Origin of the sequence: Nocardioides sp. T2.26MG-1, assembly GCF_950101795.1 — a bacterium.
Taxonomy (GTDB): Bacteria; Actinomycetota; Actinomycetes; order Propionibacteriales; family Nocardioidaceae; genus Nocardioides.
This window is the reverse complement of record NZ_CATNLZ010000023.1, coordinates 431,401-453,068: the sequence shown is the minus strand read 5'-3', so window position 1 is coordinate 453,068 and position 21,668 is coordinate 431,401. Positions and strand designations below refer to the sequence as shown.

At 71.3% G+C, this 21,668-nt stretch carries 22 protein-coding genes and 1 pseudogene; 8 read left to right on the top strand and 15 right to left on the bottom strand.

Annotation, left to right across the window (positions count from 1 at the left end):
* Both QQZ14_RS14990 and QQZ14_RS14985 read left to right on the top strand, forming a co-directional pair.
* A pseudogene (locus tag QQZ14_RS14990) lies at nucleotides 1-894 on the top strand (hypothetical protein); the annotation flags it as partial.
* A gap of 429 nt (nucleotides 895-1,323) precedes the next feature.
* The gene (locus QQZ14_RS14985) at nucleotides 1,324-1,902 is read left to right on the top strand and encodes a hypothetical protein (RefSeq protein WP_284535136.1); all 579 of its coding nucleotides are present in this window, start codon (nucleotides 1,324-1,326) and stop codon (nucleotides 1,900-1,902) included.
* A gap of 200 nt (nucleotides 1,903-2,102) precedes the next feature.
* Here the strand turns inward: QQZ14_RS14985 and QQZ14_RS14980 are convergent, their stop codons facing one another.
* Nucleotides 2,103-3,134: an alpha/beta hydrolase gene (locus QQZ14_RS14980; protein ID WP_284535135.1), complete on the bottom strand. Its 1,032-nt coding sequence runs from the start codon at nucleotides 3,132-3,134 to the stop codon at nucleotides 2,103-2,105.
* Between the two features lie 43 nt (nucleotides 3,135-3,177).
* Between QQZ14_RS14980 and QQZ14_RS14975 the strand changes: the two genes are divergently transcribed.
* From QQZ14_RS14975 to QQZ14_RS14955, 5 genes are all read left to right on the top strand, one after another.
* Nucleotides 3,178-5,349, top strand: coding sequence for an RNA degradosome polyphosphate kinase (locus QQZ14_RS14975; RefSeq protein WP_284535134.1), 2,172 nt, complete (start codon nucleotides 3,178-3,180; stop codon nucleotides 5,347-5,349).
* A 142-nt stretch (nucleotides 5,350-5,491) separates the two neighbouring features.
* Entirely contained in the window at nucleotides 5,492-6,109 is a 618-nt protein-coding gene (locus QQZ14_RS14970; protein ID WP_284535133.1) for a DUF47 domain-containing protein, read from the top strand.
* A gap of 6 nt (nucleotides 6,110-6,115) precedes the next feature.
* Entirely contained in the window at nucleotides 6,116-7,114 is a 999-nt protein-coding gene (locus QQZ14_RS14965) for an inorganic phosphate transporter (protein WP_284535132.1), read from the top strand.
* Between the two features lie 224 nt (nucleotides 7,115-7,338).
* A complete protein-coding gene (locus QQZ14_RS14960; RefSeq protein WP_284535131.1) occupies nucleotides 7,339-7,950 on the top strand; it encodes a SipW-dependent-type signal peptide-containing protein in 612 nt (203 codons plus the stop codon).
* Nucleotides 7,951-7,995: 45 nt separating this feature from the next.
* Nucleotides 7,996-8,979: a signal peptidase I gene (locus QQZ14_RS14955; protein WP_284535130.1), complete on the top strand. Its 984-nt coding sequence runs from the start codon at nucleotides 7,996-7,998 to the stop codon at nucleotides 8,977-8,979.
* Nucleotides 8,980-9,015: 36 nt separating this feature from the next.
* Here the strand turns inward: QQZ14_RS14955 and QQZ14_RS14950 are convergent, their stop codons facing one another.
* The 10 genes from QQZ14_RS14950 to QQZ14_RS14905 form a co-directional block, all read right to left on the bottom strand.
* Nucleotides 9,016-9,744 (bottom strand): response regulator transcription factor, encoded by a 729-nt coding sequence (locus QQZ14_RS14950; protein ID WP_284535129.1) that lies wholly within the window; start codon nucleotides 9,742-9,744, stop codon nucleotides 9,016-9,018.
* Between the two features lie 56 nt (nucleotides 9,745-9,800).
* Entirely contained in the window at nucleotides 9,801-10,199 is a 399-nt protein-coding gene (locus QQZ14_RS14945; RefSeq protein ID WP_284535128.1) for an arsenate reductase ArsC, read from the bottom strand.
* On the bottom strand, nucleotides 10,196-11,275 hold the full coding sequence (arsB, locus tag QQZ14_RS14940; RefSeq protein WP_284535127.1) for an ACR3 family arsenite efflux transporter: 1,080 nt from the start codon (nucleotides 11,273-11,275) through the stop codon (nucleotides 10,196-10,198). The genes QQZ14_RS14945 and arsB overlap by 4 nt, the downstream gene beginning before the upstream one ends.
* A complete protein-coding gene (locus QQZ14_RS14935; protein ID WP_284535126.1) occupies nucleotides 11,272-11,637 on the bottom strand; it encodes an ArsR/SmtB family transcription factor in 366 nt (121 codons plus the stop codon). The genes arsB and QQZ14_RS14935 overlap by 4 nt, the downstream gene beginning before the upstream one ends.
* Before the next feature lie 126 nt (nucleotides 11,638-11,763).
* Nucleotides 11,764-12,813 carry a hypothetical protein gene (locus tag QQZ14_RS14930; protein ID WP_284535125.1) on the bottom strand — a complete coding sequence of 350 codons (1,050 nt, stop codon included), beginning with the start codon at nucleotides 12,811-12,813 and terminating at the stop codon, nucleotides 11,764-11,766.
* A gap of 146 nt (nucleotides 12,814-12,959) precedes the next feature.
* Nucleotides 12,960-13,739 carry a phosphate ABC transporter ATP-binding protein PstB gene (gene pstB / locus QQZ14_RS14925; RefSeq protein WP_284535124.1) on the bottom strand — a complete coding sequence of 260 codons (780 nt, stop codon included), beginning with the start codon at nucleotides 13,737-13,739 and terminating at the stop codon, nucleotides 12,960-12,962.
* Nucleotides 13,740-13,768: 29 nt separating this feature from the next.
* On the bottom strand, nucleotides 13,769-14,842 hold the full coding sequence (pstA, locus tag QQZ14_RS14920) for a phosphate ABC transporter permease PstA (RefSeq protein WP_284535123.1): 1,074 nt from the start codon (nucleotides 14,840-14,842) through the stop codon (nucleotides 13,769-13,771).
* 4 nt (nucleotides 14,843-14,846) lie between these two features.
* Nucleotides 14,847-15,779, bottom strand: a complete 933-nt coding sequence (gene pstC / locus QQZ14_RS14915; protein WP_284535122.1) for a phosphate ABC transporter permease subunit PstC — start codon at nucleotides 15,777-15,779, stop codon at nucleotides 14,847-14,849.
* Nucleotides 15,780-15,877: 98 nt separating this feature from the next.
* Nucleotides 15,878-17,002 carry a phosphate ABC transporter substrate-binding protein PstS gene (gene pstS / locus QQZ14_RS14910; RefSeq protein WP_284535121.1) on the bottom strand — a complete coding sequence of 375 codons (1,125 nt, stop codon included), beginning with the start codon at nucleotides 17,000-17,002 and terminating at the stop codon, nucleotides 15,878-15,880.
* Between the two features lie 170 nt (nucleotides 17,003-17,172).
* Complete coding sequence (locus tag QQZ14_RS14905; RefSeq protein WP_284535120.1) at nucleotides 17,173-18,036, bottom strand: NUDIX hydrolase; 864 nt, start codon at nucleotides 18,034-18,036, stop codon at nucleotides 17,173-17,175.
* Nucleotides 18,037-18,078: 42 nt separating this feature from the next.
* Here QQZ14_RS14905 and QQZ14_RS14900 point away from each other — a divergent pair, with 42 nt between their 5' ends.
* Nucleotides 18,079-19,134, top strand: a complete 1,056-nt coding sequence (locus QQZ14_RS14900; protein WP_284535119.1) for a hypothetical protein — start codon at nucleotides 18,079-18,081, stop codon at nucleotides 19,132-19,134.
* 83 nt (nucleotides 19,135-19,217) lie between these two features.
* Here the strand turns inward: QQZ14_RS14900 and QQZ14_RS14895 are convergent, their stop codons facing one another.
* From QQZ14_RS14895 to QQZ14_RS14880, 4 genes are all read right to left on the bottom strand, one after another.
* Complete coding sequence (locus QQZ14_RS14895; RefSeq protein WP_284535118.1) at nucleotides 19,218-19,514, bottom strand: metal-sensitive transcriptional regulator; 297 nt, start codon at nucleotides 19,512-19,514, stop codon at nucleotides 19,218-19,220.
* Between the two features lie 44 nt (nucleotides 19,515-19,558).
* A complete protein-coding gene (locus QQZ14_RS14890; RefSeq protein WP_284535117.1) occupies nucleotides 19,559-19,723 on the bottom strand; it encodes a hypothetical protein in 165 nt (54 codons plus the stop codon).
* A 200-nt stretch (nucleotides 19,724-19,923) separates the two neighbouring features.
* Nucleotides 19,924-20,127: a cold-shock protein gene (locus QQZ14_RS14885; protein ID WP_116570574.1), complete on the bottom strand. Its 204-nt coding sequence runs from the start codon at nucleotides 20,125-20,127 to the stop codon at nucleotides 19,924-19,926.
* Nucleotides 20,128-20,373: 246 nt separating this feature from the next.
* Nucleotides 20,374-21,633, bottom strand: coding sequence for a sensor histidine kinase (locus QQZ14_RS14880; RefSeq protein ID WP_284535116.1), 1,260 nt, complete (start codon nucleotides 21,631-21,633; stop codon nucleotides 20,374-20,376).
* Nucleotides 21,634-21,668: the final 35 nt, after the last annotated feature.

Below are 21,668 nucleotides of genomic sequence, written 5' to 3'. Positions count from 1 at the left end.
GGCCTCGTGGGCGGTGCGCACCGCACCGCCTCCGAGCTGGCCGAAGCGCTGCGCACCGCCCACGAGGCCCGGATCGCCGCCGACGACAACGCCCGCACCCACGCCGACCGGGCCCGGGAGGCCCACGAGGCCCGGCTGGCCGCCGAGACCGCCGCCGCCGAGTCCGCCGCCGCCCGCGAGGCCGCCGAGGAGGCCGCCCGGGTACAGGCCGCCGCCGCTGCCGCCGCCCACGCCGACCGCGAGGCCGCCGAGCTGACGGTCCGCGCGGCCACGGCCCGCGCCGAGGAGGCCCAGGCCGCCCGCGAGGCCGCCGAGATGCGCGCCCAGGAGCAGGCGGAGGCCGCGGCCCGCGCCGCCACCGACCAGATCGGCGCCCACCAGCGCGCCGAGCAGCAGGCCGCGCAAGCCGCCCTGGCCCACGAGGCCCGCGCGGTCGCCGACACCACCGCCCGCGAGCACGCCGAGGCCCGCGCCGCCGCCGAGCGGGCCGCCGCCGACGCGGCCGAGCAGCGCCGCGCGGCCGAGGAGGACGCCCGCGCCCACGCCGAGCTCGCCGGCCAGTCCGCCACCGAGCGGCAGTCCGTCGAGGAGCAGTTGCGCCAGGCGCTGGCCGACCTGCAGGCCGCCGTCGCGGCCCGCGCCGCCGCCGAGCAGGCGGCCGCCGAGCAGGCCCGGCTGCGGGCCGAGGCCGAGGCCTCGGCCGAGCAGCGCGCCCTGGACCGCAGCGCCGTGGAGGCCGCCGTACGCCGGCAGGCCGAGATCGCCGAGGACGCGATGCGCGAGCGGGCCGAGGCCGAGCAGAAGGCCCGCGACCTCGCGGTCGAGCTCGACCACGTGCGCGCCGAGCTGCTCGACCTGCAGCGCCAGAAGCGCGGGTTCTTCCGCTCCCGCTGACGCCGTTCGTCCACAGGCCGGTCGCCGATCGGTCGCGGCGCGACGCTCCGCGGCAGACGATGGCGGCATGGACAAGCTGGCGCGAGTGCTGCAGGAGCAGGACGGCCTGATCCGCCGCGCGCAGGCGCTCGAGGCTGGTGAGACCGCGACCTCCGTCGCCCGCCTGTTGCGTCGCCGCGAGTGGGTCACCGTCCATCCTGGTGTGTACGTCGACCACACCGGCCCCTTGACCTGGCAGCAGCGCGCCTGGGCGGCCGTGCTCGCCTGCTGGCCGGCCGCGCTGTACGGCGAGTCTGCGCGGCGCGCTCATGAGGGTCCCGGCCGGCGGGAGATCGACGACACCACCATCCACGTGGCCGTCGACCGGTCCGCCACCGTGCGTCGCCGCCGGGGGTCCGGCTGCACCGCGTCGCCGATCTCGACGCGCGGGTGCAGTGGAACCTCGGCCCGCCGCGGGTCCGCTACGACGAGACGATCCTCGACCTGGCCGTCCTCGCCCGCGACGACGTCGCCGCGGTCGGTGTGCTCGCGGACGCCTGCGGCGCCCGGCGTACGACCGCTCGTCGGCTGCTCGGGTGCCTCGCCGCACGCGCCCGGATCCCGCGGCGGGACTTCCTCGCGGCCGTGCTGGTGGACGTCTCGGAAGGCACCTGCTCGGCACTTGAGCACGGCTATCTCACGTTGATCGAGCGACCGCACGGACTGCCCGTCGGCGCCCGGCAGGCGGTCCGGATCACGGGTGGCACCCGGGCCTACCTCGACGTCCGGTACGCCGCGCTCGGCCTGGTCGTCGAGCTCGACGGCTGGCTGTTCCACGGCACCGCTGCCGCCCACGACCGCGACCTCCAGCGCGACCTGGACACGTTGGTGTCCGAGGCCGGGACGACGCTGCGGCTCGGGTTCGCCCAGGTGTTCGCCCGCAGCTGCGCCACCGCCGCCGCCGTCGCGTCCGTCATGCAGCGGCTCGGTTGGGAGGGCCAGCTGGTCCGCTGCCCGCGCTGCCCCTGACCGCCCGGGCCACGGAACAGTGCGGTGTCTGGCTTCAAGCAGGCTGATCCCAGACACCGCACTGTCCGCCCCGGCAGCCGGTTCCACGCCGCCTGAGCGGTAGTCCCCGACGGTTTGGGCCCCAGGGTGGCNGTCCCTGACGTTTGGGCCCCATGGGAGCCTTCCCAAGGGGCCCAAACGTCAGGGACTACCCCACACGCTCAAGCCAGCGCGGCTCTGAGCTTCACCGCGATCTCGGCGTTGGCGGCGCGGCTGGTGCGGCCGACGCCGACGATGTTGAAGAACCCGTGGATCTGGTCGGTGAAGCGCTGCAGCTCGACGTGGACGCCGGCGTCGGCGAGCCGGCGGGCGTAGGCCTCACCCTCGTCGCGGAGCGGGTCGAAGCCGGCGGTGGCGACGTACGCCGGGGCGAGGCCGGCCGGCAGGTCCGCGTAGAGCGGCGAGACGCGGGGGTCGCGGGGGTCGGTGCGGCCGATGTAGCACTGGTTGGCGAGGTCCATGAACGCCTTGGTCAGGTAGAAGCCGTCGGCGAACAGCGCGGCGCTCTCGGTCTCGCGGACCGCGTCGGTGGCTGGGTAGACCAGCAGCTGGAACGCCAGCGGCAGCCCGGCGCGGGCCGCCTCGATCGCGACCACCGCGGCCAGGTTGCCGCCCGCGGAGTCGCCGCCGACCGCGAGCCGGGCCGGGTCGGCGCCCACCTCGGCCGCGTGGTCGACCAGCCAGCGGTGCGCGGCGAGCGCGTCGTCGTACGCCGCGGGGAACGGCTGCTCCGGCCCGAGCCGGTAGTCCACCGCGAGCACCCGCACCCCGGACCGCTCGGCCAGGAACCGGCACGAGGCGTCGTGGGAGTCGAGGTCGCCGTACATGAACCCGCCGCCGTGGAAGAACAGCAGCAGCGGGCCCGGCACCGCGGCCGTGGTCGGGGTGTACAGGCGGGCCGGGAGGCCGGCGACCGTGAGGTCGCGGGCCACACCGATCCGCTGGCGGCCGCCGGTCATGCCGGCGTGCCGCCGGATCGCCTCGCGGCCCGCGGGGATCGGCAGCGTCTCGGCGCCCGGCTCACGCACCAGGCGCTGCATCCGCAGCATCAGCTGGGTGTCCGCGGCCAGGGTCTGGCCGTCGCGGACGATCGCGCGGCCGCCGAGGAGGCGTTGCAGGCGCTCCGGCAGCGCCATCGCGACGCGGAGGCCCAGGGTCTCCAGCAGCACCTGGAGACGGTGTCGGGTGGTCACGACCGCAACCTACCGTTCACCCCGAAGTGTCAGACTGGCCGGCATGAGCCTGGAGAGCCTGCCCCCGGACGGTTTCGACACCCGGGCCTCCAGCCACGGGGAGGACGTCCCGGAGGAGTCCTTCGAGGTGGAGCCGCCGTACCGCCCCGACCACGACGAGATCGCCGCGGTCGAGAAGTACGACGACCGGTTCCTCGACCGCGAGCTCTCGTGGCTCCGGTTCAACCAGCGGGTGCTCGAGCTGGCCGAGGACCCCCACCTGCCGCTGCTCGAGCGGGCCCGGTTCCTGGCGATCTTCACCAGCAACCTCGACGAGTTCTTCATGGTCCGGGTCGCCGGCCTCAAGCGGCGCATCGCCGCGGGCGTGGCGGTGCCGGCCGCGTCCGGGCTGATGCCGGCCCAGGTGCTCGACCTGATCCTCACCACCACCCGCGGGCTGGTCGAGCGGCAGGCGCGGGTGTTCCGCGAGGAGGTCGTGCCCGCGCTCGCCGACGTCGGCATCGAGCTGGTCCGCTGGGACGACCTCGACCGCGAGGAGCAGAAGACCTGCAAGCGGCTGTTCCGCGACCGGGTCTTCCCGGTGCTCACCCCGCTGGCCGTCGACCCGGCCCACCCGTTCCCGTACATCTCGGGGCTCTCGCTCAACCTCGCGGTGCTGATCCGCAACCCGCGCACCGGCAAGGAGCACTTCGCCCGGGTCAAGGTGCCGCCGATCTTCGCCCGGTTCGTGCCGGTCGGCAACCAGCGGTTCGTGCCGCTCGAGGACGTGATCCGCGAGCATCTCAAGCGGCTGTTCCCGGGCATGGACGTGCTCGAGGTGCACACGTTCCGGGTCACCCGCAACGAGGACCTCGAGGTCGAGGAGGACGACGCCGAGAACATCCTCGCCGCGCTGGAGAAGGAGCTGCTGCGCCGCCGGTTCGGGCCGCCGGTGCGGCTCGAGGTCGAGGAGTCGATCGCCCCGCAGGTGCTCGACCTGCTGATCTCCGAGCTGGGCGTGTCGCAGGCCGAGGTGTTCCGGCTGACCGGGCCGCTCGACCTGCGCGGCCTGCACGACATCGCCGACCTGCCGCGCCAGGAGCTGAAGTACCCGGCGTTCCTGCCGACCACCCACCTGCGGCTGGCCGAGGTGGAGTCGGCCGCGCCCGTCGACGTCTTCAAGGCCACCCGGCGCCGCGACGTACTCCTGCACCACCCCTACGACTCGTTCGCGACCTCGGTGCAGCGCTTCCTCGAGCAGGCCGCCGCCGACCCGCACGTGCTCGCGATCAAGCAGACGCTCTACCGCACGTCGGGCGACTCCCCCATCATCGACGCCCTCGTCGACGCCGCCGAGGCCGGCAAGCAGGTGCTGGTGATCGTCGAGATCAAGGCCCGCTTCGACGAGGAGGCCAACATCCGGTGGGCCCGCAAGCTCGAGCAGGCCGGCTGCCACGTCGTCTACGGCCTGGTCGGCCTCAAGACCCACTGCAAGCTCTCGATGGTGGTGCGCGACGAGCCCGACGGCATCCGTCGCTACACCCACATCGGCACCGGCAACTACAACCCCAAGACCTCCCGCATGTACGAGGACCTGGGGCTGATCACCACCAACGAGCGGATCGGCGAGGACGTCGCCCACCTGTTCAACAACCTCTCCGGGTGGTCGCGCAACGCGACGTACGACGAGCTGCTGGTCGCCCCGGACTCGATCCGCACCGGACTGATCGACCAGATCCACCGCGAGGTCGCCCACCAGCAGGCCGGGCGGCCGGCGCGGATCCGGCTCAAGGCCAACTCGGTGGTGGACGAGGCGGTCATCGACGCGCTCTACCTCGCCTCCCAGGCCGGGGTGCCGATCGAGCTGCTGGTGCGCGGCATCTGCGCGCTGCGCCCGGGCGTCCCCGGGCTGTCGGAGACGATCACGGTGCGCTCGATCCTGGGCCGGTTCCTCGAGCACAGCCGGATCTTCTGGTTCGAGAACGGCGGGTCCCCCACCGCGTGGATCGGGTCGGCGGACATGATGCACCGCAACCTGGACCGCCGGGTCGAGGTGCTGGTCCGGCTGCCCGCCGACAGCGTCGACCAGGTGGCCCGGCTGCTCGACCTGGCGTTCGCCCCCGGCACCGCCGCGTGGGACCTGGACAGCACCGGCGAGTGGCACCACAACGCCGGCTCCGTCCATCTCCAGGAGGCGCTGATCGAGGCACAGCGGAGGCGGCGTACGAGCGGCTGAATTCCTCCCGATCCCCGCCTAATCCAGGCGTGATCGCGGCGGCCGGCGCGGCGACCAGGCTCGCGCGCCCCTCGCTTGCACGAATCGCCGCGGCACCCCCTAGTCTGTTGCGCGTTCTCTTCCTCCTCAGCAGGAGTTATCCGTGGGTTTGAGATTCCGGCCCGTCGACACGTCGTTCTACGACCTGTTCACCGAGTCAGCACAGCACCTCGTCACCGGGGCCGACCTGCTCGCCGAGATGCTCGGCGAGGGCGCCGACCACGAGGACGTGGCCCGGCGCATGCGCGAGGCCGAGCACAACGCCGACGAGACCACGCACGCGCTGATCCGCAAGGTCAACACGACGTTCGTGACGCCCTTCGACCGCGAGGACATCTACGCGCTCGGGTCGGGCCTCGACGACGTGATGGACATGATGGACGAGGTCGTCGACCTGATCCTGCTCTACGAGGTGAAGGTGATGCCGCCGGAGCTCTCGACGCAGGTCGAGGTGCTGCAGCGGTGCGCCGAGCTCACCGCCGACGCGATGCCGCGGCTCCAGTCGATGCAGTCGCTCGAGGAGTACTGGATCGAGGTCAACCGGCTGGAGAACACCGGCGACCGCAACCACCGCCGTACGCTCGCGAAGCTCTTCAGCGGTGAGTTCAAGACCATCGAGGTGCTCAAGCTCAAGGACATCGTCGAGTCCCTCGAGGAGGCGATCGACGCGTTCGAGAAGGTCGCCAACATCGTGGAGCAGATCGCGGTCAAGGAGTCCTGACCTTCCATGGACCTCGCGATCATCATCGCGGTCGTCGTCGTCGCGCTCGCCTTCGACTACACCAACGGCTTCCACGACGCCGCCAACGCCATCGCCACGTCGGTGTCGACGCGGGCGCTGACGCCGCGCATCGCGCTCGGCATGGCTGCGATCATGAACTTCCTCGGCGCATTCCTCGGCCAGGAGGTGGCGCACACCGTCAGCGGCGTCATCACGATCCCTGAGGACTCCCACGGTCTGGTGATCGTGATGGGCGGCCTGTTCGGCGCCATCGCGTGGAACCTGATCACCTGGTACTTCGGCCTGCCCTCCTCGTCCTCGCACGCCCTCATCGGCGGTCTGGTCGGCGCGGCCCTCGCGTCGGGGTCGACGGTCGAGTGGAAGGTGATCATCGACAAGGTCGTGATCCCGATGGTCGGGTCGCCCCTGGTCGGGTTCGCGGCGGCGTTCCTGCTGATGCTCGCGATCATGTGGATCTTCAAGAAACGCAACCCGCACCGGGTGTTCCGCGGGTTCCGCCTCGCGCAGACCATCTCGGCGGCCGCGATGGCGCTCGGCCACGGCCTCCAGGACGCGCAGAAGACCATGGGCGTGATCTTCCTGGCGCTGCTCACCGGCGGCTACGTCTCCGAGAACGACAGCCTCCCGGTCTGGGTCATCATCTGCGCCGCCGGCGCGATCTCGCTCGGCACCTGGTCGGGCGGGTGGCGGATCATGCGCACCCTCGGCCGCCGGATCATCCACCTCGACCCGGCCCGCGGGTTCGCCGCCGAGACCGTCGCCGCCGGCGTGCTGTACACGACGGCGTTCGCCTTCCAGGCGCCGATCTCGACCACCCACACGATCACCTCCGCGATCATGGGCGCCGGCGCCACCAAGCGCTTCTCGGCGGTCCGCTGGGGTGTCGCCCGCTCGATCGTCGCGGCCTGGGTGCTGACCTTCCCGGCCGCCGGCCTCGTCGCCGCCGTCTGCTACTGGGTGCTGCACCTGGTCATCGGCCAGTAGGTCGGCCGTCCGTCGACGGTACTCCCTGACGATCGGGCCCCTTGGGAGCGCTCCCAAGGGCCCGATCGTCAGGGACTACCGAGCCCGACCCACCTTGCATTTCTCTTGCACGAATCCGCTACCTCGGCACCGATGTGCCTTGTCGCGCGTGTCGCAGGCTGGTGCACGTCAAGGATGCACCGACCGGGCGAGAGGCCCGGTCACCCAGGGAAGGGAACCGGACCATGCGCTCCGCTCGCAAGCACCTCACCAAGATCGCCGCCACCGTCGCTCTCGTGGCCGGCGCCGCCGGTGTCGCGGGGGTCGGCACGTTCGGCGCCTACACCGACACCACGAGCGCAGACACGAAGGTCGACTCCGGCCGGGTCGCCGTGCTGATGAACGGCTACGACAAGGGCGTCTCGGTCACCAAGTCGAACATGGCCGCCGGCGACGTGGCCTACGTGCCGATCACCCTCGAGCGCCAGGCCGGCTCGCTCACGCTCGACGGACTGTCCGTCAGCTCCTCGGTCAGCGGCGAGCTCGCCAGCACCATGAACCTCCAGGTCGAGACCTGCACCACCCAGGTCCCCACCGACGGCAAGACCTGCACCGGCGCGGTCTCCCTCTACAACGGGTCGCTCAGCGGCGCGGGCCCGGTCACCAACTACCCGCTGCCAGCCGCCTGGGTCACCAAGCTCAACAGCGACGCCAAGGTCTACCTGCGCGGCACCCTGACCCTGCCGACGACCGCGGCGAACACCACGCAGGGCAAGTCCGCGACCGTCAGCTGGGTCGTGACCGGCACCCAGCGCGCCTCCGAGACCACCGCGATCACGCCGGTCCCGCTGCCCTGACCCGCACGACCCGACCGCCCGACCCGCCCCGCAGAGGAGGAAGCCATGACCACCGATGTCATCTCCTTCCCGCGGGGCGGTCGGGTCTCCGCCACGCCGCGGCACCGCGCCGTGGCGGGGGTACGACGCTCGCGGCTCGACCGGGTCGTGAGCGCGGTGCTGACGGTGCTGCTGGTCGGCGGCCTGGTCGCGTTCGCCGGGCTCGGCCTCGGTCCCCGGATCTTCGGCTACCGCACCGCCACCATGCTCACCGGCAGCATGGCCGGCACCATCGACCCCGGCGACGTGGTCGTCTCGGTACCCAAGCCCACCTCGGACATCGCGGTCGGTGACATCCTGACCTTCCACGCCCCGGTGGCCGACCAGCACCTCGAGACGCACCGGGTGATCGCGGTGCGCCACACCACCGACGGGCGCACGATCATCCGCACCCAGGGCGACGCCAACGCCGCCCCCGACCCGTGGCGGGCCACCGTCCAGGGCGACACCGTCTGGCGGGTCGCGCACGTCGTCCCCGCGGTCGGCAACGTCGTACGCGCGCTGCGCGCCCCGATCGTGCGGCACGGGCTGTTCTGGCTCGCGCTCGGCGCCCTGGTCGTGCTCGGCTCGAGCCTGATCTGGAGCCGCGGAGAGGAGCACACCGACGACGGCGCACCCGTCCCGGACGCGCTCGACGACGCCGCGCTCGGCCGGCTGGCCGACGACCTCGAGGACCCGGCGTACCCGGCCACGTTCGCCGCCCGCTACCAGGAGCTGCTGCCGCAGCGCCTCGACCGGATCTGCGCGGCGCTCGGGTCCGAGCAGGACCCGGCCGACCTCGACTCCGCGCTCGACGCGGCGCTCAGCCTCAAGGTCTCCTCCACCACGGTCGGGGCCCGCGAGCTCGAGCGGCTCGCGACCGTGATCGAGCTCAGCGTCCGCCGCCACGACCTCGCCGCCGCGCGCAGCCACGCCGACGGGCTCACGCACGCCGGGCGGCGGGCGGAGCGGGCGCTCACGACGTACCTCACCGAACGGAGGGCGGGATGATCGCCTGCGGATTCAGCCGGGAGCTCAACCGGGAGCTCAACCGGCGGCGAGCATCCGGTAGCCGACGCCCCGGACGTTCTCGACGAACCGGGCCTGCCCGCGCCGGTCGCCCAGCTTGCGGCGCAGGTTGCCCATGTGCACCTCGACGAGGTGCGTCTCGTCCCAGCCACCACCCCACACCTCCTCGAGGAGGAGGGCCCGGGTCCACACCCGGGTAGGAGCCCGCATCAGCGTGGCCAGCAGGCTGAACTCGGTCGGCGTCAGGTCGACCTGCTCGCCGTCGCGCCACACCCGGTGGGCGTCGACGTCGACCACCAGGTCGCCGTGCCGCAGCACCACGTGGTCGGCCGGCGGGCCCGCGGACCCGGGCACCACGCGCAGCCGCCACGGGCGGCGGAACAGCACGTTGACCCGGGCCTTGAGCTCGCGCACGCTGATCGGCTTGGTCAGGTAGTCGTCGGCGCCGGTCTCGAGCCCGATCAGCCGGTCGATCTCCTCGCCGTAGGCCGTCACCATGATCACGTAGGCGTCGGTCGTCGGCCGGATCCGCCGGCACACCTCGAGCCCGTCGATGCCCGGCAGCCCCACGTCGAGGGTGACCAGGTCGGGGTCGAGGGCCGCGACCCGCTCGATGCCGGTGACGCCGTCGGGGGCGATCGTCACCTCGAACCCCTGCGAGGCCAGGGCGACCTGGAGGAGCGACGCGATGTCCGCATCGTCCTCGATCACGACCGCGCGCCGCGGCGTAGGCTCAGTCGCCCCCATGTGACAGCCATCGGCCGGCCACGCTGTGCCTTGAGAGGTCGTCGAGGCGCGAGGAGTCAGACGAGCTCGGCGAGCAGCGCCTGCACCCGCTGGTCGATCTCGTCGCGGATGCGGCGTACGTCGTCGGCGCCCTTGCCGGCCGGGTCGGTCAGCTCCCAGTCCTCGTAGCGCTTGCCCGGGAAGATCGGGCACGCGTCGCCGCAGCCCATCGTGATCACGACGTCGGAGGCGGCGACGTCCTCGGTCAGGAGCTTGGTGGGGACCTCCTGGGAGACGTCGATGCCGAGCTCGTCCATCACCTCGACCACGGCCGGGTTGACCTGGTCGGCCGGTGCCGAGCCCGCCGAGCGGACCCGCACCCGCCCCCGGGCGTGGTGGGCGAGCAGCGCGGCCGCCATCTGGGAGCGGCCGGCGTTGTGGACGCAGACGAACAGGACCTCGGGCACGTCGCTCATGCGGTGGTCTCCTCCGGGTAGTAGCGGCGCCGCGCCCACAGCGCGACGTAGACGAGGCCGACCAGCGCCGGCACCTCGATCAGCGGACCGACCACGCCGGCCAGGGCCTGGCCGCTGGTCACGCCGAACACGCCGATCGCCACCGCGATCGCGAGCTCGAAGTTGTTGCCGGCGGCGGTGAACGCCAGCGTCGTGGACCGCTCGTAGGAGAGCCGGAGGCGCACGCCGAGCAGGAACGAGCCGGTCCACATCACCGCGAAGTAGACGAGCAGGGGTACGGCGATCCGGGCCACGTCGAGCGGCTGGTTGGTGATCGTGTCGCCCTGCAGGGCGAACAGGATCACGATCGTGAACAGCAGGCCGTAGAGCGCGGCCGGGCCGATCCGCGGCAGCAGCCGGGTCTCGTACCACTCGCGGCCCTTGGCCCGCTCCCCGATCGTGCGGGTGAGGTAGCCGGCCAGCAGCGGGATGCCGAGGAAGACCAGCACGCTGCGGGCGATCTCCCACACCGACACGTCGAGCGAGTCGGTGTCGAGGCCCAGCCAGCCGGGCAGCAGCTCGAGGTAGAACCAGCCGAGCGCCGCGAACGCCACGATCTGGAACACCGCGTTGAGCGCGACCAGGATCGCCGCGGCCTCGCGGTCGCCGCAGGCCAGGTCGTTCCAGATCAGCACCATCGCGATGCAGCGGGCGAGGCCGACGATGATCAGGCCGGTGCGGTACTCCGGGAGGTCGGGCAGCAGCAGCCACGCCAGCGCGAACATCAGCGCGGGGCCGAGCACCCAGTTCAGGACGATCGAGGAGACCAGCAGTCGCCGGTCGGCGGTCACGTGCCCGAGCTCGTCGTACCGGACCTTGGCCAGCACGGGGTACATCATCACGAGCAGGCCGATCGCGATCGGCAGTGACACCGACCCGACCTCGACCTTCGACAGGGCGTCGTCGAGCCCGTCGACCGCGCGGCCCAGGACCAGGCCGGCGAGCATCGCGGCGCCGATCCAGACCGGCAGGTAGCGGTCCAGCGTCGAGAGCCGCTGGATGACCGGGGTCTCCGAGGCGTGCTCGACGGCGCTCATCGGGCGGTCTCCGTCAGGGTGTCGACGTCGAACACCGAGGCGACCGCGGCCATCGCCTCGGGGCGGGCCCGGTAGTAGACCCACACCCCGCGCTTGTCGCGGTCGAGCAGTCCCGACTCGTGCAGCACCTTGAGGTGGTGGCTGATCGTCGGCTGGGAGAGGTCGAACGCGGGCAGCAGGTCGCACACGCACGCCTCGCCGCCCTCGTGGGACAGCACGATCGACATCAGCCGCAGCCGCACCGGGTCGGCCAGCGCCTTGAGGATGACGGACATCCCCGCCGCCTGGTCCTCGTTCAGCGGCTCCCGCGCCAGCGGGGCGCAGCACCCGAACGACTCCGACCCCGCACAAGACATCGACATGCGTCTATCTTGACAGTCATCGATGTCTGGTGGCTAGTCCGCGGGCCTGATTGGCGGTACTCCCTGACGATCGGGCCCCAGATCGGGCTGAACTGGGGCCCGATCGTCAGGGAGTACACCGAGCGGTCAGGCCACCCGGTGCGCCAGGAGCTGGGCACGCTGCTGGTCTGACAGCGCGCGGCGGGCGGCGACGGTCGTGGTGTCGACCCACCACGGTGGAGGCTCGATCGTCCATCGGCGCCGCTCCGGCGCGATGTGGACGGCGCGGTCGTAGGCCGCGGCGAGCCGGCGCAGGAAGTCCGTCGGATCCGCGAGGTCGACCGTGTCCATCGTGGCGCACTCGAGCCCATGGGAGCGGAAGAGATCCTCGCGCACCAGGTCACGCGCCCGGCGACTGTCGACCAGGTGGAGCGCACCGTTGTACTCGCCCGCGACGCCGACCACGGGATCGAGCAGGTCCGGCACCCCCAGGAGCGTCCCGTCGGGCCCGAAGACCGGCACGTTGCACAGCGGAGGCGGGAAGCCCGCATCCACTGACCAATGGATGACCATCATGGCCTCCTGCGGCGACCACACGTTCTCGCGAGCAAACGGGATCGCCTTGCGGCATTGGGGGATCCCGGTCCAGCCGTTGAGACCCGCGGCGTACGCCGAGACCTCGTCGATCGAGACCAGGTCGTTGAAGCAGGCCATCCCCAAGCTCACCGCGGCGAGCCGCCAGTCGCGTGCGTAGCGCATCTCGAAGCACACCGAGCGCGCGGCGTGGGTCACGCGCACGCCATCGACGAGCAGGATGTCGGTGTCCCACAACCGCTCTTCGGAGGTCTCGACCCGGCACTCGGGCTGCGGGCGGATCGCCCGATTGCCACCGACGGCCAGGACCACCGGCCGCGTCGGGCCGCCACCCCACGGCGACCCGTCGAACCACCTGCCCTGCAGCCACGAGAGCCCCGCCCAACCGGTGACGCCGCCCCAGTCGTCGGGCAGCATCGCTGCCGCCTCGACCACGCGCTGGTCGCGATCGTCGGGGTCGACGTCGGAGGGGACGTAGAACCCGCGTCCGGTACGGCGCCAGCCCGGCCCCCGCGCAGCCTTCGGCGTCGGACCGGTCCGGCCCTTGGGGTCACGGCGTACCGGTACCGTCACCGTCGGCCGGCTGACATCCGAAAGATCCATGCCGAGACGATGCCCCGGGTCGGCTCTCGCGTGCCGGGCTCATCCACAGGGCTGGCCTGCCGAGCGGGTACTCCCTGACGATCGGGCCCCAGATCGGGTCGAACAGGGGCCCGATCGTCAGGGACTACCCAAAACCCAGGGACGGCTCAGCCGAAGCGACCCGAGATGTAGGCCTCGGTCGACTCCTCGTCGGGGTTGGTGAACATCTTGTTGGTGGGGTTGAACTCCACCAGGTGGCCGGGCTCGCCGGTGGCCTTGAGGTTGAAGAAGCCGGTGTCGTCGGAGACGCGGGCGGCCTGCTGCATGTTATGGGTGACGATCACGATCGTGTAGTCGGACTTGAGCTCCGCGATCAGGTCCTCGATCGCGGCGGTCGAGATCGGGTCGAGCGCCGAGCACGGCTCGTCCATGAGCAGCACCTGCGGCTCGACCGCGATCGCACGGGCGATGCAGAGCCGCTGCTGCTGCCCGCCGGAGAGGCTCATGCCCGGCTTGTTGAGCCGGTCCTTGACCTCGGTCCACAGGTTCGCGCCGCGCAGGGACCGCTCGACCAGCGCGTCGGCGTCCGACTTCGACATCCGCTTGGCGTTGAGTCGCTTGCCGGCCAGCACGTTCTCGTAGATCGACATCGTCGGGAACGGGTTGGGCCGCTGGAAGACCATGCCGATCTGACGGCGTACGGCGACGGGGTCGATCGACGGCTCGTAGAGCGACTGGCCGTCGACCATCACCTTGCCCTCGACCCGGGCGCCCGGGATCGCCTCGTGCATGCGGTTCAGCGACCGCAGGAACGTCGACTTGCCGCAGCCCGAGGGGCCGATGAACGCGGTGACCGACCGCGCCTTGATGGTCATGTTGACGCCCTCGACGGCGAGGAAGTCGCCGTAGTAGATGTTCAGGTCGGAGACGTCGATGCTCTTGGCCATGGGGGTGTGTCCTCGTTCTCTCGGGCTGCTCAGCGGCCGGTCTTGGGGGCGAAGAGCCCACCGACGACGCGGGCGACGACGTTCAGGAACATGACGATCGCGACCAGGACGAGCGCGGCGCCCCACGCGTAGTCGGCCATCGCGTCCGCGTGCAGACCGGGCTCGGTGATCGAGTAGAAGATGAAGACCGGGAGCGTCGTCATCCGGTCGTTGAACGGGTCGAGGTTCGTGCTGGTCGTGAAGCCGGCGATGATCAGCAGCGGCGCCGTCTCGCCGGCCACCCGGGCGACCGCGAGCGTGACGCCCGTGACGATCCCGGCGATCGCCGTCGGGAGCACCACCTTCGTGATCGTCCGCCACTTCGGCACGCCGAGAGCGTACGACGCCTCGCGCAGCTCGTCGGGCACGAGCTTGAGCATCTCCTCGGCGGCGCGCACCACGATCGGCACCATCAGCACCGACAGCGCCACCGCGCCGCCGATGCCCATACGGACGCCGGGACCGAAGAACAGCGCGAACAGCGCGTAGGCGAACAGGCCGGCCACGATCGAGGGGATGCCGGTCATCACGTCGACGAGGAACGTGATCACCTGCGCGAGCCGCGAGGTCTTGCCGTACTCGACGAGGTAGACGGCGGTCAGCACCCCGATCGGCACCGAGATCACGGTCGCCAGCGCCGTGATGATCAGCGTGCCCATGATCGCGTGGTAGATGCCGCCACCCTCGCCGAGCACGCCGCGCATCGAGTTGTTGAAGAACTGGCTCGAGAGGATCCCGACGCCCTTGCTGAGCACGGTCCACACGAGCGACACCAAGGGGATCATGGCCAGGGCGAACGCCGACCAGACCAGCAGGGTCACGATCCGGTCGACGGCGCGGCGGCCGCCCTCGACGGCCCGCGACCACAGCGGCAGCCCGACCAGCAGCAGCAGCCAGGCGACGAAGATCGCCGCCACCCAGCCGAACCCGCCGAGCAACGCGATCAGCGCGGCGATCCCTCCGGCGATGACGGCGGCGAGCAGGGGCGCCTGCCGCGGAAGCGAGGCCCCGGTGAGCGGCATCGACTGCCGCTCCAGGCTCTGCGCGGTCTGCAGGTCGGCCATGTCCTCAGCCCCTCTGGCCCCGGGCCGCGATCGAGCGGCCGAGGAAGTTGACGGCGAACGTGATCACGAACAGCACCAGCCCGGAGAAGATCAGCGTGTCGATCTTGGACCCCGACGCGTTGCCGAAGTTCAACGCGATGTTGGCGGCGATCGTGGAGGAGCTGCGCTCGGCGGTGATCAGGTTGAACGACACGATCAGGGTCGGCGCCAGCACCAGGGCCACTGCCATGGTCTCGCCGAGGGCCCGACCCAGGCCGAGAAGCACGGCGGACATCATGCCGGAGCGGGCGTACGGGAAGACCGCGAGGCGGATCATCTCCCAGCGGGTCGCGCCCAGCGCGAGCGCGGCCTCCTGGTGCATCAGGGGCGTTTGCGCGAAGACCTCACGACAGATCGCCGTGATGATCGGCAGCGCCATCACCGCCAGGACCAGCCCGGCGGTGAACATCGTCCGCCCGGAGTTCGGGACCGGCCCCTCGAAGAACGGGATCCAGCCGGCGTGCGCGTCGAACCACTTGTAGACCGGCACCATGTTCAGGGCCAGGAACTGGATGCCCCACAGGCCGTAGACGACGCTCGGGATCGCGGCCAAGAGGTCGATCAGCCAGCCGAGCACCTTGGCGACCGGCCGCGGTGCGTAGTGGCTGATGATCAACGCGACCCCGATCGCCAGCGGCGCGGCGATGAGCATCGCGATCACCGACGCGAGCAGCGTGCCGAACAGGAGCGGCCACACGAAGGCCCAGATGTTGTCCTTGCCGTACGCCGCCTCACCGTGGTTGCCGAGCGCCGGCAGGCCCTGCTGGAGCAGGAAGACCGCCACGCCGGCGAGGGCGAGCATGATCACGATGGCCGAACCGCGGCTGATGCCGGCGAACACGACGTCGCCGACGCGTCCGGTCGACTCCTCGCGATCCACTTCTGGTGGCGCCGTCACGGTCACTAGTGTCTCCTGCTCGGGTCATTCACGTCGACAAGGGTCCGGGCCACGTTAGGCGGCCCGGACCCCTTGCGCGACGTCTGAGGTGGAACTGCTCAGCCGCCGATCTGGGCGACGATGTCCTGTGCCTTGGAGGCCAGGTCGGCCGAGAGCGGCGCGGAGCCGGCCTCGGCAGCCGCCTGCTGCTGGCCCTCGTCGCTGAGGATGTACTCGGCGAACGCCTTGACCAGGTCGGCGGTGGCGGCGTCGTCGTACGAGCCGCAGGCCAGGAAGTAGGACGTCAGGACGATCGGGTAGACCCCGGACTCCTGGGTCTTGTGATCCAGGTCGAACACCAGCTGGGTGTCGGTGGCGACGTCCGCCTCGGGCGAGACCTCGAGGATCTTCGCGGCGGCCTCCGCCGACGGGGCGACGTACTCCTCGCCGACCTTGATGTTGGCCTGACCGAGGTCACCGGTCTGGCTGGCGTCGGCGTAGCCGATGGAGTACTCGGAGTTGGTCACGGTCTGGACCACGCCGGAGGTGCCCTTGGCGCCCTCCCCTCCGAAGTCGCTCGGCCAGGTCTCCACGACACCGGCGGTCCACACGTCGCCCGCGACCGCGTCGAGGTAGTCGGTGAAGTTCTCCGTGGTGCCGGACTCGTCGGAGCGGTGCACGGCGTTGATGCGCTCGGACGGCAGGTCCGCGTCGGGGTTGTCCTTGGCGATCGCCGCGTCGTCCCACGTGGTGATGGCGCCGCTCATGATGCCCGCGAGCGTCTCCGGCGAGAGGTTGAGCTCGTCGAGCCCGGGCACGTTGAAGGCGATCGCGATCGGGCTCACGTAGTCGGGCACCTCGATGACCGTGCCACCGCACTGGTCCTGCGCCTTGGTGAGCTCGCCCTCGTCGTCGGTCAGGTAGGCGTCGCTGCCCGCGAACGGGAAGGCCCCGGAGATGAAGTTCTCACGGCCGCCACCCGACCCGATCGGGTCGTAGTTCACCGTCACGCCGGAGTTGGCGTCCTGGAAGCCGACGGCCCAGGCGCCCATGGCCGCCTGCTGGGTCGAGGCGCCACCACCGCTGAGGTCGCCGGAGAGGTTGCTGGTGGTGCTGCTCTCGCCGCCGCCCGAGCCGGCGCCCGTGTTGCTGTCGTCCTCGTTGTCGGCGCCGCAACCGGTGAGGGCGAGCGCGAGAACGGCGATCCCGGGCACGATGGCCCGGCGGATGGAAGTGCGGATCACTTCGAAGCTCCTGGTGTCTTTGTCGTTGCTGACAGCAGCGAAGTTAGGCACCCGAGGTGGACGGATCCGGGGTCGTCGGTGAACGAGGAGTGAACTCGAATCGCCCAGTCGGATACCGACAGCCAGTGACGAGACGGACATCACGTGAACAAGCCCGGGAGGGCTTGACCTCAGTGGACCTCGTGTACTTCCGTGGCGACCACCTTGCCCTGGCGCAGGTGGGCCACGAGCATCGCCCCGGGCTTCAGTCCCGGGTCGGGGACGCCGAGCACGTCGAAGACCGCCGGCAGCACCGGCCGGTGCGTGCACAGCACCGCGCCCTCCACCGCGGCGGAGACCAGCTCGTCGACCACCGAGACCACCGACATCGCGGTGGCGTCCTCCTCGGTGAGGCCGTCCTCCAGCTCGAGCTTCCAGCCCGTGGTGTCGGCGTACGGGCCCACGGTCTCCACGCAGCGGGTGCTGCTGGAGCTGACGATGCGGGTGACGTCGTACGCCGCCAGCACCGGCACCAGCCGCTGCGCCTGGTGCCGGCCCAGCTGCACGAGCGGGCGCAGCCGGTCGTCCTGGCGCCACGCCCGGCGGGAGCGGGCCTGGCCGTGCCGCAGCACGACCAGGGGGTGGGTCTTGCGGCGCAGCGGGCGGGCCTCGCGCAGCGTGTCGCGGTCGTGGTCGTAGCTGAGCTGCCGCAGGGCGTCGTCGTAGTCGAACCAGCGGACGTCGTCGATCTCGGCGTTGGGCCGGTAGCCGCTGACGTCGTCGTGGCCGACCACCCGCCCGGCCCAGTAGAAGACCGTCTTCATCCGGCCGCCGGTCACCGGGTAGCGCTGGCTGGTCAGCGGTGGCCCGAGCCGAACGTGCAGACCGGTCTCCTCCTCCACCTCCCGGACCGCGGCCGCCGCCGAGTGCTCACCGGGGTCGAGCTTGCCCTTGGGGAACGACCAGTCGTCGTAGCGAGGCCGGTGCACGAGCAGCACCCGCTTACCCGGACGGAAGACGACGACCCCGGCGGCGAGCACGTCCTTCGCGGGCATGCCGCTAGTGTCACATCACCCCGCCCGGAACAGGAGACCCTGGTGCGCAGACGCCTCACGATCGCGGCCCTGGTCACACTGGTGGTGGCGCTGCCGGCGGTGACGGCCGGGGTGTGGTGGTGGCGCCACACCCAGCGCACCGACCTCGAGCTGGCGGCGTCGTACGCGCCGGCGGACGCGCAGCGGCTGTCGTGGACCGACTGGGCCGGCGTGCGTGACGCCGTCGGAGCGCGGCTGGACGCGTCGTCCTCGCGGGAGCAGGTGCAGGGATTCCTCGACGACGGCTACGACCGCGACCTGACCTCCGCGTCCGCGCTCGTGCAGTCCGCGCCGGTGCTGCAGGCGCGGTTCGGCTTCTCCCCCGCGACCGCCGACTGGGAGCTGTTCGCCCAGTCCGAGGCCGGGGCCGTGGTGATCGTGCGGATGCCCGACGACACCGACTTCGACGAGCTGGCCGACCAGCTCGAGGGCACCGGATTCACCCGCCCGGACGACGAGGACGGGGTCTGGCTGGGCGGCGACCGGCTGCTGCCGAGCCTGGGTGCGGACCTGACCCCCGAGCTGCAGTACGTCGCCCTCGACGCCGGCCGGCACCTGGTGCTGACCAGCGACACCTCCGACTACCTCGAGCAGGCGGTGTCCGACCTCGGCTCCGGCGACCTCCCTCAGGGCCTGTCCGACGTCGTGGCGGCCTCCGGCGACCCGCTGTCGGCGGCCGTCTACGACGGCCCCTACACGTGCTCGGCGCTGGCGATGAGCCAGGCCGACGCCTCGGACGCGGAGCAGGGCGACCAGCTGGTCGACGACGCCGGCGGGGTCGACCCGCTCACCGGCTTCGCGATGTCGGTCCAGCCGGGAGGCGGCGTGCGGGTGGCGATGGCGTTCGAGAACGACGACCAGGCCCGCCACAACGCCGACAGCCGCTCCACGCTGGCCAGCGGCCCGGCCCCCGGCCAGGGCGGCGACTTCACCGACCGGTTCTCCGTCGAGTCGGCCACCGCCGAGGGGCGCGTCGTACGCCTCGAGCTCGACCCGCGCCCCGGCACCTACGTGCTCTCCGACCTCTCCACCGGGCCGGTGCTGTTCGCGACCTGCTGACCTGCTGCGGTAGTCCCTGACGATCGGGCCCCATGGAAACGTTTCCACGGGGCCCGATCGTCAGGGACTACCGCAATCAAGCCTCAGGAGCGGACCAGTCGGGCGACGGCGTCGAGGACCTCGGTCATCTTCTCCTGGGCGGCGGCGTCGTCGTCGGAGCGGGCGGCGTCGAGCACGCAGTGGTTCATGTGCTCGTCGAGCAGGCCCAGGGACACGGCCTGGAGGGCCTTCGTCATCGCGGAGATCTGGGTGAGGATGTCGATGCAGTACTTCTCGTCCTCGACCATCCGCTGCAGCCCCCGCGCCTGACCCTCGATGCGGCGCAGCCGCTTGAGGTAGTCGTCCTTGCGGTGGATGTAGCCGTGCTGGTGCTCTGCCATGGCTCAACCATACCCCTCGGGGGTATGGGAGGGTGGCCGTTCGGTCAGGACTCCTGACGCGGCTCCGGCACGACGCCGAGGATCTGGTCGATCTCGGCGGGCGACAGGTGATCATCGGACTCGCTCGCCGCGATGATCAGGTTGGTGGTGAGCTCGACCTCGCCGAGGAGGTCGGAGTCCTCGAGGGTCACGTCGAACTGGTCGTGCACCTCATCACTCCTCATACGCATGCCGGGGACCCCCTCCATCAAGGCAAGCGTGCCCGAGGAGTGACTGATCCAAACACGGCCGGTGAAATCTGGCCCGTCCGGGTCATGTGACATGCCCCAAACAGATGAAGAGGCCCCACCCGGACGGGTGGGGCCTCTTCGAAGACTGCTCAGGCCGAAGCCCGAGATCTCCCGGTGTTTCAGATCGGGCGAACGTTCTCCGCCTGCGGGCCCTTCGGGCCCTGCGTGACGTCGAACTCGACCTTCTGGTTCTCGTCCAGGGACTTGTAACCCTGAGACTGGATCGCCGAGTAGTGCACGAAGACGTCGTCGCCGCCGTCCTCCTGCGCGATGAAGCCGAAGCCCTTCTCCGCGTTGAACCACTTAACAGTGCCCTGAGCCATGTGCTCGATACTCCTTAGTCGGGGCGAGAACCGCCACCTCGACGGTCCACACCAGATGCGGTGACACCGTCGCTCCGACTTACGTGAGTGGCAGGCCCACGGAAGAAGAAACGCCGTTGGATCACAAACTCCGCGGGCGTCAGACCTGCTGGAACTTGCACCTGTTGCACTGCACAGGCTACCAATTCTCGGCGCCACGCCAACTCCCTGGAGCCGGAAATCTCATCCGATGCGATGAAGGTTCTGCTACGCACGCGTGACAGGCGGGGAACACGGCGGCTTCGGGTCGCCCTCGGGCGGGTCGGCGGCCCCGGTTCCGGCGTCCCGTACGGCGGGCGCGCCGGGCAGCGACACGACGAACCGGGCCCCGCCGCGGGGAGCCTCGTAGCGCACCTCCCCGTCGTGCGCTCCGACCAGCGTGCGCACGATCCACAGGCCCAGCCCCACGGAGTGCGGCGAGTGGTCGGCGGAGGAGAACCGGTCGAACAGAAAGGGCACCTCGGTCTCCGGCACCCCGCTGCCGTGGTCCTCGACCGCGACCTCGACCCGGTCGGCAAGCTGGCGCGCGCTGACCACCACCGGCGGCCTGCCGTGGCGCAGGGCGTTGCTGACCAGGTTGTAGAGGACCTGCTCGATCCGCTCGGGGTCCACCACGACCTCGACTCCCGGATCGACGTCGACCACCACGTCGTCGCGCTGGGTCAGCTCCGCGACCTGGTGACCGAGGGCCGCGACCGACACCCGGCTCCGGTCCAGGACCAGGCGGCCGTGCTCGACACGTTCGACCTCGAGGATGCCGGTCGCGAGCCGCAGCACGCGCTGGCTCTGCCGCATCGCCGAGGCAAGCAGCGGGCGGTACGCCGGGTCGAGCGTCTCGTCGTCCTGGAGGACCTCGATCGTTCCGGTGACCGACGCGAGCGGGCTGCGCACGTCGTGCGCGAGGGTGGCCATCAGCGCGCCGCGCCACCGCTCGCGGAGCTCGAGGTCGCGGCGGAGCGCACGCTGGAGGCGGACGTGCTGGGAGATCAGCAGGCTCACCACGGTCGCGATCGGCACCAGGATCAGCACCGAGAGGACCCGCCGGGTCGGCGCGTCGGTGAGCAGCAGGGAGCCGGCGTACCCGATCGCGGCGACGGGGACCGCGGCGACCAGGGACCACGGCCGGCAGTGCAGGCCGAACCAGACGAACACCAGGACGTAGAGCGGTCCGACGCCCGAGGCGTAGCCCTCGAACACCCAGCTCGTGGCCGCGAGCAGGACCAGCATCGCCACCCCGACCACCACCGCCTGGCGCTCTCCGCGGACGCCGGTCCAGCTGTCCGAGGGCAGTCTCCAGACCATCGCGCCCAGCACGAGATGGGCGGCGGCGACGCCCACGACCGCGGGCCACGCGGTCGTGCCGTCGGCCAGCGCCAACAGCGTGACGACGAACGCCACGAGGCTGCTCACCCCGGCGTGCCGGGCGGCGGTGGTGCGGTCGTCGATGGTCGTACCGGTCTGTGCCATGCCTGCCGCACCGTTCGTCCGTAGGCCCCCGCTGG

Coding starts and splice junctions, on each gene's coding strand:
- QQZ14_RS14975 (WP_284535134.1), top strand. CDS start 3,178: ATGAGCCTGGAGAGCCTGCCCCCGGACGGTTTCGACACCCGGGCCTCC.
- QQZ14_RS14965 (WP_284535132.1), top strand. CDS start 6,116: ATGGACCTCGCGATCATCATCGCGGTCGTCGTCGTCGCGCTCGCCTTC.
- QQZ14_RS14960 (WP_284535131.1), top strand. CDS start 7,339: ATGCGCTCCGCTCGCAAGCACCTCACCAAGATCGCCGCCACCGTCGCT.
- QQZ14_RS14955 (WP_284535130.1), top strand. CDS start 7,996: ATGACCACCGATGTCATCTCCTTCCCGCGGGGCGGTCGGGTCTCCGCC.
- QQZ14_RS14950 (WP_284535129.1), bottom strand. CDS start 9,744: ATGGGGGCGACTGAGCCTACGCCGCGGCGCGCGGTCGTGATCGAGGAC.
- QQZ14_RS14945 (WP_284535128.1), bottom strand. CDS start 10,199: ATGAGCGACGTGCCCGAGGTCCTGTTCGTCTGCGTCCACAACGCCGGC.
- arsB (WP_284535127.1), bottom strand. CDS start 11,275: ATGAGCGCCGTCGAGCACGCCTCGGAGACCCCGGTCATCCAGCGGCTC.
- QQZ14_RS14935 (WP_284535126.1), bottom strand. CDS start 11,637: ATGTCGATGTCTTGTGCGGGGTCGGAGTCGTTCGGGTGCTGCGCCCCG.
- QQZ14_RS14930 (WP_284535125.1), bottom strand. CDS start 12,813: ATGGATCTTTCGGATGTCAGCCGGCCGACGGTGACGGTACCGGTACGC.
- pstB (WP_284535124.1), bottom strand. CDS start 13,739: ATGGCCAAGAGCATCGACGTCTCCGACCTGAACATCTACTACGGCGAC.
- pstA (WP_284535123.1), bottom strand. CDS start 14,842: ATGGCCGACCTGCAGACCGCGCAGAGCCTGGAGCGGCAGTCGATGCCG.
- QQZ14_RS14905 (WP_284535120.1), bottom strand. CDS start 18,036: ATGCCCGCGAAGGACGTGCTCGCCGCCGGGGTCGTCGTCTTCCGTCCG.
- QQZ14_RS14895 (WP_284535118.1), bottom strand. CDS start 19,514: ATGGCAGAGCACCAGCACGGCTACATCCACCGCAAGGACGACTACCTC.
- QQZ14_RS14885 (WP_116570574.1), bottom strand. CDS start 20,127: ATGGCTCAGGGCACTGTTAAGTGGTTCAACGCGGAGAAGGGCTTCGGC.
- QQZ14_RS14880 (WP_284535116.1), bottom strand. CDS start 21,633: ATGGCACAGACCGGTACGACCATCGACGACCGCACCACCGCCGCCCGG.